At 56.2% G+C, this 8,138-nt stretch carries 9 protein-coding genes; 8 read left to right on the top strand and 1 reads right to left on the bottom strand.

Annotated features, from left to right (window positions below):
* Positions 1–54 precede the first annotated feature (54 nt).
* Positions 55–807 carry a FadR/GntR family transcriptional regulator gene (locus tag HX773_RS25160; protein ID WP_176973774.1) on the bottom strand — a complete coding sequence of 251 codons (753 nt, stop codon included), beginning with the start codon at positions 805–807 and terminating at the stop codon, positions 55–57.
* Between the two features lie 195 nt (positions 808–1,002).
* Between HX773_RS25160 and HX773_RS25155 the strand changes: the two genes are divergently transcribed.
* The 8 genes from HX773_RS25155 (at position 1,003) to HX773_RS25120 (ending at position 7,439) form a co-directional block, all read left to right on the top strand.
* Positions 1,003–1,743: an SDR family oxidoreductase gene (locus HX773_RS25155; protein ID WP_176973773.1), complete on the top strand. Its 741-nt coding sequence runs from the start codon at positions 1,003–1,005 to the stop codon at positions 1,741–1,743.
* A 13-nt stretch (positions 1,744–1,756) separates the two neighbouring features.
* Positions 1,757–2,605 (top strand): fumarylacetoacetate hydrolase family protein, encoded by an 849-nt coding sequence (locus tag HX773_RS25150; protein ID WP_176973772.1) that lies wholly within the window; start codon positions 1,757–1,759, stop codon positions 2,603–2,605.
* Complete coding sequence (locus HX773_RS25145; RefSeq protein WP_176973771.1) at positions 2,602–3,888, top strand: L-fuconate dehydratase; 1,287 nt, start codon at positions 2,602–2,604, stop codon at positions 3,886–3,888. The genes HX773_RS25150 and HX773_RS25145 overlap by 4 nt, the downstream gene beginning before the upstream one ends.
* A gap of 1 nt (position 3,889) precedes the next feature.
* Positions 3,890–4,744, top strand: coding sequence for an amidohydrolase family protein (locus HX773_RS25140; RefSeq protein ID WP_176973770.1), 855 nt, complete (start codon positions 3,890–3,892; stop codon positions 4,742–4,744).
* Positions 4,722–5,498 carry an SDR family oxidoreductase gene (locus HX773_RS25135; protein WP_176973769.1) on the top strand — a complete coding sequence of 259 codons (777 nt, stop codon included), beginning with the start codon at positions 4,722–4,724 and terminating at the stop codon, positions 5,496–5,498. Before HX773_RS25140 ends, HX773_RS25135 begins: the two co-directional genes overlap by 23 nt.
* Positions 5,495–5,845, top strand: a complete 351-nt coding sequence (locus HX773_RS25130; RefSeq protein ID WP_176973768.1) for an L-rhamnose mutarotase — start codon at positions 5,495–5,497, stop codon at positions 5,843–5,845. The genes HX773_RS25135 and HX773_RS25130 overlap by 4 nt, the downstream gene beginning before the upstream one ends.
* 36 nt (positions 5,846–5,881) lie before the next feature.
* Positions 5,882–7,108: an L-fucose:H+ symporter permease gene (gene fucP, locus HX773_RS25125; RefSeq protein WP_176973767.1), complete on the top strand. Its 1,227-nt coding sequence runs from the start codon at positions 5,882–5,884 to the stop codon at positions 7,106–7,108.
* A gap of 142 nt (positions 7,109–7,250) precedes the next feature.
* Positions 7,251–7,439 (top strand): YjfB family protein, encoded by a 189-nt coding sequence (locus HX773_RS25120; RefSeq protein WP_008110591.1) that lies wholly within the window; start codon positions 7,251–7,253, stop codon positions 7,437–7,439.
* Positions 7,440–8,138: the final 699 nt, after the last annotated feature.

Below are 8,138 nucleotides of genomic sequence, written 5' to 3'. Positions count from 1 at the left end.
TGAATGCGCACCCTACGAATAAACATTCCGGCAAATGTTTTAACGCAAACCCTCTTACTCCTGCACACGCTCAAAGGTGGCAATCACCCGGTCGATATGCTTCTTCATCGCGCTTCTCGCTGCTTTCGCATCGTGTTTTTCCAGCGCGGAGAGAATCGCCATATGTTCGGACTCTGAGACAAACGGCATATCGCTTGGCGTGTAGTGCGCCTGTAGCATGCGGAACATGCTGCCATAGCGATGGCCGAGCAGGTGGCCGATGATAAATCCATAGGCAGGATTACCGCTCGCCTGGGCAATGCGGATATGGAACAGGCGGTCGCCGGGATGGGTACGCGATTGCGCGCGGTTGTCCTCGCAGTTTTGCAAATACGCTGCGCGAATCAGCGCCAGTTCCTGCTCGCTGGCATGCACAGCCGCAAGCGCAGCGGCTTCCGGCTCAATTAGACGGCGGGCTTGCAGCAGCGAGAAGGGTGGCAGTTCGGTGGAGAAATCCAGATTGATGCCCAGTTCATCGTCCGGCTCATTCCACTGATCGCGTCCGGCCTGCATCATCACCGGCTCCTGCGTGCTGGAACGCGCTTTCACAATCACGCCATTGCCGACCTTCACATCCACCAGACCAATCACCTCGAGTGCGATCAGCGCTTCACGCACCGATGCACGACTGACCTGAAGCTGCTCAGCCAATTCGCGCTCCGCTGGCAGGCGGCTGCCGGGCGGAAATTCGTTATTGTCGATAAGGCGCGTCAGCTGGTCTGCTATTTGTCTGTAAAGCCTGGGGTTTTCCATCTTTTTGATCGGCATTGCGCTGCTCCCTGTCTAAATAAATTAAGTGATCAGTTGCACAAATAATCGTCAGGACACTTGTCAATGTTACGCAATTGTCAATAAAACGTAATGCGTAAGCGAAAAAGTAGCCAGCGTTATTTTGCTATCCCGTTGGGAAAAAATCACCTTTCAATGGCCTGACCATTAGATCTTTGGACCAGAGGAAATGCAATGAATTTACATGGAAAACGCGTGTTAATCACCGCCGCCGGACAAGGCATCGGGTTAGCCAGTGCACGCTACTTTGCTGAGCAGGGCGCAGACGTCATCGCCAGCGATATCAACATTGCCGCGCTGCAGGATCTGCCCGGCATTCGCGCTTATCAGCTGGATGTCACCGACCGCCAGGCGATTAGCGCGGCGGCGCAGGAACTCGGCACGCTGGATGTGTTGTTCAACTGCGCGGGCGTGGTTCACAGCGGCAGCCTGCTGGAATGTAGCGAGAAAGAGTGGCAGTTCGCGCTCGATCTCAACGTCACGGCGATGTTTCGCATGATCCAGGCGTTTCTGCCTGCGATGCTGCAACAGCAAAAAGGGTCGATCATCAACATGTCATCGGTGGCATCGAGTGTGAAAGGCGTGGTCAATCGCTTTGCCTACAGCGCCACCAAAGCGGCGGTGATTGGCCTGACGCGTTCGGTGGCGGCGGATTACATTGGCGAAGGCATCCGCTGCAACGCGATCTGCCCCGGCACCATCGATTCGCCGTCGCTGCGTCAGCGCATTGCCGCGCAGGCGCAGGCGGAAGGGCGCAGCGAAACGGAGGTTTATAACGCCTTTGTCGCGCGCCAGCCGATTGGCCGTATCGGCACCACAGAAGAGATCGCTTATCTGGCGGCCTATCTGGCATCCGATGCCAGCGCTTACACCACCGGCACCGCGCAGATTATCGATGGCGGCTGGAGCAACTAACAGGAGTAGAAGAATGAAATTATTACGTGTTGGCGAACCGGGCAAAGAGCGTCCGGCAATGCTGGATGAGCAGGGCGAACTGCGCGATTTGTCGCACTTCATTGATGATTTGGCGGGCGATGCGCTGTTGCCGTCCGCGCTGGAAAGATTGCGCCAGCTGCCGCTCAGCGAACTGCCGAAAATCAGCGGTGAGCCGCGCATTGGTGCCTGCGTCGGAAAGATCGGCAAGTTTATCTGTATCGGCCTGAACTATGCCGATCACGCCGCCGAAACCGGCGCCGACATCCCGCTGGAGCCGGTGGTGTTTAGCAAATGGACCAGCGCGGTAGTCGGGCCGAACGACGCGGTGCGCATTCCGCGCGGCTCGGTGAAAACCGACTGGGAAGTGGAACTGGGCGTGGTAATTGGCAAAGGCGGCAGCTACATCGCTGAAGAGGATGCGCTGTCGCATGTTGCGGGCTACTGCGTGGTGAACGACGTCTCGGAACGTGAATATCAGATCGAACGCGGCGGCACCTGGGACAAAGGCAAAGGCTGCGACACCTTTGGCCCGATCGGTCCCTGGCTGGTGACCGCCGATGAGATTGCCGATCCGCAGCAGCTCGATCTGTGGCTGGAGGTTGACGGCAAGCGCTATCAAAACGGCAACACCCGCACCATGATCTTCTCGGTCGCGCACATCATCAGCTATCTCAGCCGTTTTATGAGTCTGCAGCCGGGCGACATCATCTCCACCGGCACGCCGCCGGGCGTCGGCATGGGACAGAAACCGCCGGTTTATCTGCATGCCGGGCAAGTTATCCGCTTGGGCATCGCCGGGCTGGGCGAGCAGCGTCAAATCACCGAGGGCAGCGCACAATGACCAAACTTACTGCACTGCGCGTGGAAGACATCCGTTTTCCCACCTCGCAGCATCTTGATGGTTCGGATGCGATGAATCCAGATCCGGATTATTCAGCTGCTTACGTCATCATCGAGACAGATAACGCGGCGATCAGTGGCCACGGCCTGACTTTTACCATCGGGCGCGGCAATGAAATTTGCTGTGCCGCGATACGTGCGCTTGGGCATCTGATTGTTGGCCGCCAGTTGGAGTCGATCACCGCCGATATGGGGCAATTCTGGCGCGATATTACCAGCGACAGCCAGCTGCGCTGGATCGGGCCGGACAAAGGCGCGATTCATCTGGCGACCGGCGCGGTGGTCAACGCGGTTTGGGATCTGTGGGCGAAATCCGTAGAGAAGCCGCTGTGGCGGCTGGTGGCCGATATGTCACCGCAGGAGTTGGTGCGCTGCATCGATTTCCGCTATCTCACCGACTGCATCACGCCGGACGAAGCACTCGCAATGCTGACGGCGCAGCAGGCGGGCAAAGCAGATCGCATCCGCCAGCTGGAGCAGCACGGCTATCCTTGCTACACCACCTCGGCGGGCTGGCTTGGCTACGACGACGACAAACTGCGCCGCCTGTGCCAGCAAGCAGTCGATGCCGGCTTCTCGCACATCAAGCTGAAAGTTGGGCGTGATCTCGAAGATGATATTCGCCGCGTGCGCATCGCGCGCGAAGTGCTGGGGCCGGATCGCCAGCTGATGATCGACGCCAACCAGGTTTGGGAAGTGAATGACGCGGTGGATTGGGTGCAGCAACTGGCGTTCGCGCGTCCGTGGTTTATCGAAGAACCCACCAGCCCGGACGATATCGAAGGACATCGCAAGATTCGTCAGGGCGTTGCGCCGGTCAAAGTGGCCACCGGCGAAATGTGCCAGAACCGCATCATCTTTAAGCAGCTGATCATGCGCGAGGCGATTGACGTGGTGCAGATCGATGCCTGTCGTCTCGGCGGTGTTAATGAAGTGCTGGCGGTGATGTTGATGGCGGCGAAATATCAGCTACCGGTGTGTCCGCATGCTGGCGGCGTTGGCCTGTGCGAATACGTTCAGCATCTGTCGATGATCGACTTCGTTTGTATTGCTGGCAGCCATGAAGGCCGGGTCATCGAGTACGTCGATCATCTGCACGAACATTTCCTTGATCCTTGCGAGATCCGCGGCGCTGCTTATATGCCGCCGACTGCGCCTGGCTTCTCAATCGAAATGTATCCCGCTTCGCGTGAGCAATACCGCTATCGCGCGCAGGGAGGCTGACGTGCGAATCGACGCTCATCAGCACTTCTGGCGCTACGACGCGGCGCACTTTCCGTGGATCACCGAATCCATGACGCGGTTGCAACAGGATTATCGGCCAGACGATCTCGCCCCGCTGCTTGCGCATTGTGAGTTGCAGGGTTCGATTGCGGTGCAGGCGCGGCAGTGTGTGGCGGAGACGCAGCAGCTGTTGCAGTGGGCGCAGCAGCAACCGGCAACGCAGGTGGTTGGCTGGATCGACGTCACCGCCGCGGATTTGGCGGAGCAGTTGATGGCATTGCAGCATCCGTTGCTGCGCGGTTTTCGTCATCAGGTGCAGGATGAACAGGATCCTGCCGCATGGTTGCAGCAACCGCGCGTGTCAACCGGCATCACTCAGTTGCAGCGGCATGATTACGTGTGGGAAATGTTGGTGACCTGGCGACATCTGGCGGATGCCTCGCGCTTTGCCGCGCAGCACGATCGCCACTGGCTGGTGCTCGATCATCTGGGAAAACCGGATATTGCGCGCGGCGCTCAGGCGTGGGGCGAGCAGGTCGCGGAACTGGCCGCGATGCCGCATGTGGTCTGCAAATTGTCCGGACTGGTCACCGAAGCACCGCACGGCCAGTGGAGCAGCGCGCTGCTGCGGCCCTTTATTGATGAAGCGCTGGCGCGTTTTGGTCCGCAGCGCCTGATGTTTGGTTCAGATTGGCCAGTTTGCCTGCTGGCAGCGGAATATCACGCGGTGGCGCAGCTGATTGACGACGCGCTCGCGGAGCTGTCCGCCGACGAACAGGCCGCCATTTGGGGCAACACCGCCGCGCAGGTTTACAGCCTGACAGGAGAAAATAATGAATCTGTTTTTGCAGGATAAAGTGATTATCGTCACCGGCGGCGGATCGGGCATTGGTGCCGCCATCTCACGTCTGCTGGCGGAAGAGGGCGCAATTCCCGTTATCGTCAGCAACGCACAGCCCGAAGAGATGTGGCTGGCCGCTCTGCGCGAACTGCAGCCGCAAACGGAAGTGCTGCTGGCCGATCTCTGCGATGAGCAAAACTGCCAGCGTGCGGTGGAAGCCGTGCAGCAGCAGTTTGGCCGCATCGACGGGCTGGTGAATAACGCCGGCGTCAACGATGGCGTCGGGCTGGAAGCGGGGCGCAGTGCCTTTGTCTCCTCGCTGGAAAAGAACCTCATTCACTATTACCAGATGACGCATTTCTGCCAGCGCGCACTGGAAAACAGCCGCGGTGCGATCGTCAACATTGCGTCCAAAACTGCGCTGAGCGGGCAAGGCGGCACCAGCGGCTACTGCGCGGCGAAAGGGGCGATTTTGTCACTGACGCGCGAATGGGCAGTATCGCTGCGACATAGCGGCGTGCGGGTCAACGCCGTGGTGCCCGCCGAAGTGATGACGCCGCTGTACGAACGCTGGATCGGTACCTTTGCCGATCCGCAAACTGAACTGGAGAAAATCACCCAGCGTATTCCGCTCGGCCAACGCATGACCACGCCGGAAGAGATCGCTAACACCGTGGTGTTTTTGCTGTCGCCGCGCGCTTCGCACACCACCGGCGAGTGGCTGAGCGTTGATGGCGGCTATCTGCATCTCGATCGGGCGCTGTTATGAGTGGCGCAACTGAGCGTTATTGTCTGGCGCTGGATCTGGTGGATGAGGCGGAGAAGATCGCCGAATACCAGCGCCTGCATCAGCGCATCTGGCCGGAAGTGGCGCAGCATTTGCGCCAGCACGGCATCGTGAATATGGAGATTTACCGGCTTGGCACCCGACTTTTTATGCTGATGGAGGTGAACGATCGCTTTAACACGCAGGATTTTGCTCAGGCATCTGAACAGGATCCGCAAATTCAGCGCTGGGAAGCGCTGATGTGGCAGTTCCAACAGCCAACGCCCTGGACGCCCGAAGGGGAAAAATGGGTGGCGATGGCGCGAATATTCTCTTTGCAGGACCAATAACAACACTTACCGACTGTACCCTACGAGGATATAACCATGTCAACACAACGCGTCGAGACGCCTGAAAATATGGGCGTCAGGGGAACTATTAGCCTGCGCTGGGCGTTCATGCTGATTACCACCCTGTTTTTCATGTGGGGCGTTTCCTACGGCCTGCTGGATGTGCTGAATAAACACTTTCAGGAAACGTTAAACGTCACCAAAGCACAATCGGGATTATTACAGGCGGCCTATTTCGGTGCCTATTTTATTGTCGCATTACCTGCCGGTTATTTTATGCAGCGTCACGGCTATAAAGCCGGAATATTGGCGGGATTATCGCTGTATGCCATCGGCGCACTGCTGTTTGTGCCAGCGGCGATGGTCAATGATTTCTCGGTATTCCTGTTTGCGCTGTTCGTACTGGCGTGCGGGCTTGGCTGCCTTGAAACCGCCGCCAATCCGTATGCCACGGTGTTGGGCGATCCAAATGGTGCGGAACGTCGTCTCAATCTGGCGCAATCCTTTAACGGGTTAGGGCAGTTTGTTGGACCGATGATCGGTGGCTCGCTGTTCTTCACACACACCAGCTCTGATGCAGCGCAGGAAAGCGTCAAAATCACCTACGTGGTAATTGCGTGTGTGGTTATCGCCATCGCGTTGTTATTTAAACGCACCGCCTTGCCAGATATACGTGAATCCGCCAGCCAACATATTCAGCAGCCCGGCGCTACCTTATGGCAGCAGAAACATTTTGTCGGCGGCGTGATTGCGCAGTTCTTCTATGTTGCTGCCCAGGTTGGCGTTGGCGCCTTCTTTATTAACTACGCCACCGAGCACTGGCACGGCGTGACCAACCAAAGCGCGGCTTATATGCTTTCGGTTGCGATGATCTGTTTCATGCTGGGACGTTTCTTCTCAACCTGGCTGTTGGGACGAGTGAAACCGGCCGCGATGCTGGCGGCTTACGCGCTCATCAACATCGTGCTGTGCGCGGTTGTGATGCTCGGCGCAGGCGATGTTTCCGTCGTTGCGCTGATCGCCATCTTCTTCTTTATGTCCACCATGTTCCCCACCATCTTTGCCATGGGCGTTAAAAATCTCGGCGAATCAACCAAACAGGCCAGCTCGTTTATGATCATGGCGATTGTCGGCGGCGCGATCATGCCCTATTTCATGGGGCTGATTTCTGACCATGTCAGTACCGCCGTGGCTTACAGCTTGCCGCTGCTGTGCTTTGTTGTGGTGCTGGCCTATGCGTTGAGGCAGCGCAGACATTCATAATGCGGTGAGTGACTTGAAGGGCGATTCTGCGGGATCGCCTCGCGAGTGAAGGTTAAAGTATTGCGTGTAAATGCCGATAACCGTTTCAGGCTTTTAAAAGCTGTTTTTGGTACTCAATATTCGTATTAATCAGGAGAGCAAGATGGATGTATCACAAATTACATCACTGGCTACCGGCCTTGATAACATGGAACTGGCTAATAAAATAAGCACACTGGTACTGAAGAAGACGCTGGATAATCAGCAAACGATGGCGGCTGGTATTCTGGATTCGATTCCTCAGTTGCCTGCGAACCCTGCAATAGGGCGCAACATTAATACCACTGCCTGAAGTCAGCATTAACGGTTTTATGGAGTGATGCCGATCTGGTATCACTCCAAATCGCCATTTTTAATGGGGCATACGCTATTTTCCTTCTATGCGCTTGGCAAGTAGTTGAATGAACCGGTTTCTGCATTCGGCGATGAATAATCATCATTTTGTCATGCTGGATGTGGTTATGACGACCTACGCTAATCACCACACATAGCCGCCTTATCTAGCGAGCCATTAATCAGCTGCAACACCATTGCTTAGCTGAATGCCCGTCATTGCCGGATGAGAACCCCGCTTCAATGAAGAGCGCGGCAGACTTTGTTTCAGAGAGGCAAAGCAGCAACCCGCATAACCATTTGTGCATGAGAAAATCCTGGGGAAACGATAAAAAATAGAGGCCAGGATACTCCTGCGGAGGGGGCTGGATGTTGTCTGAAATCAAGTGGGATATTTGGATGGGAGGAAAGGGATATAAACTTCGACAATGAGATAAAGTTAGAGTGGTAGTCTGCTGTGAGCGAAGAACGGAAGTTCTCATTTGTCATGACCGCCGGGATGCGGGACTAACATTCGCGTGTGATAATCAACGGGGAACAATTCACCCCAGGTGTATATAGGTTTTGAGCGGAGAATTTTGATTTTTACTCCTCACTCTGTTTATTTAAAAATATAACGATATAGCTCAAAGGTATAAATGTAGTGGCACACTGAATT

The sequence above is a fragment of the Pantoea sp. B9002 genome, from assembly GCF_013385945.1.
Classification (GTDB): Bacteria; Pseudomonadota; Gammaproteobacteria; order Enterobacterales; family Enterobacteriaceae; genus Pantoea.
The sequence above is the reverse complement of the archived record's forward strand: the minus strand, read 5'-3'. Positions and strand labels throughout refer to the sequence as shown.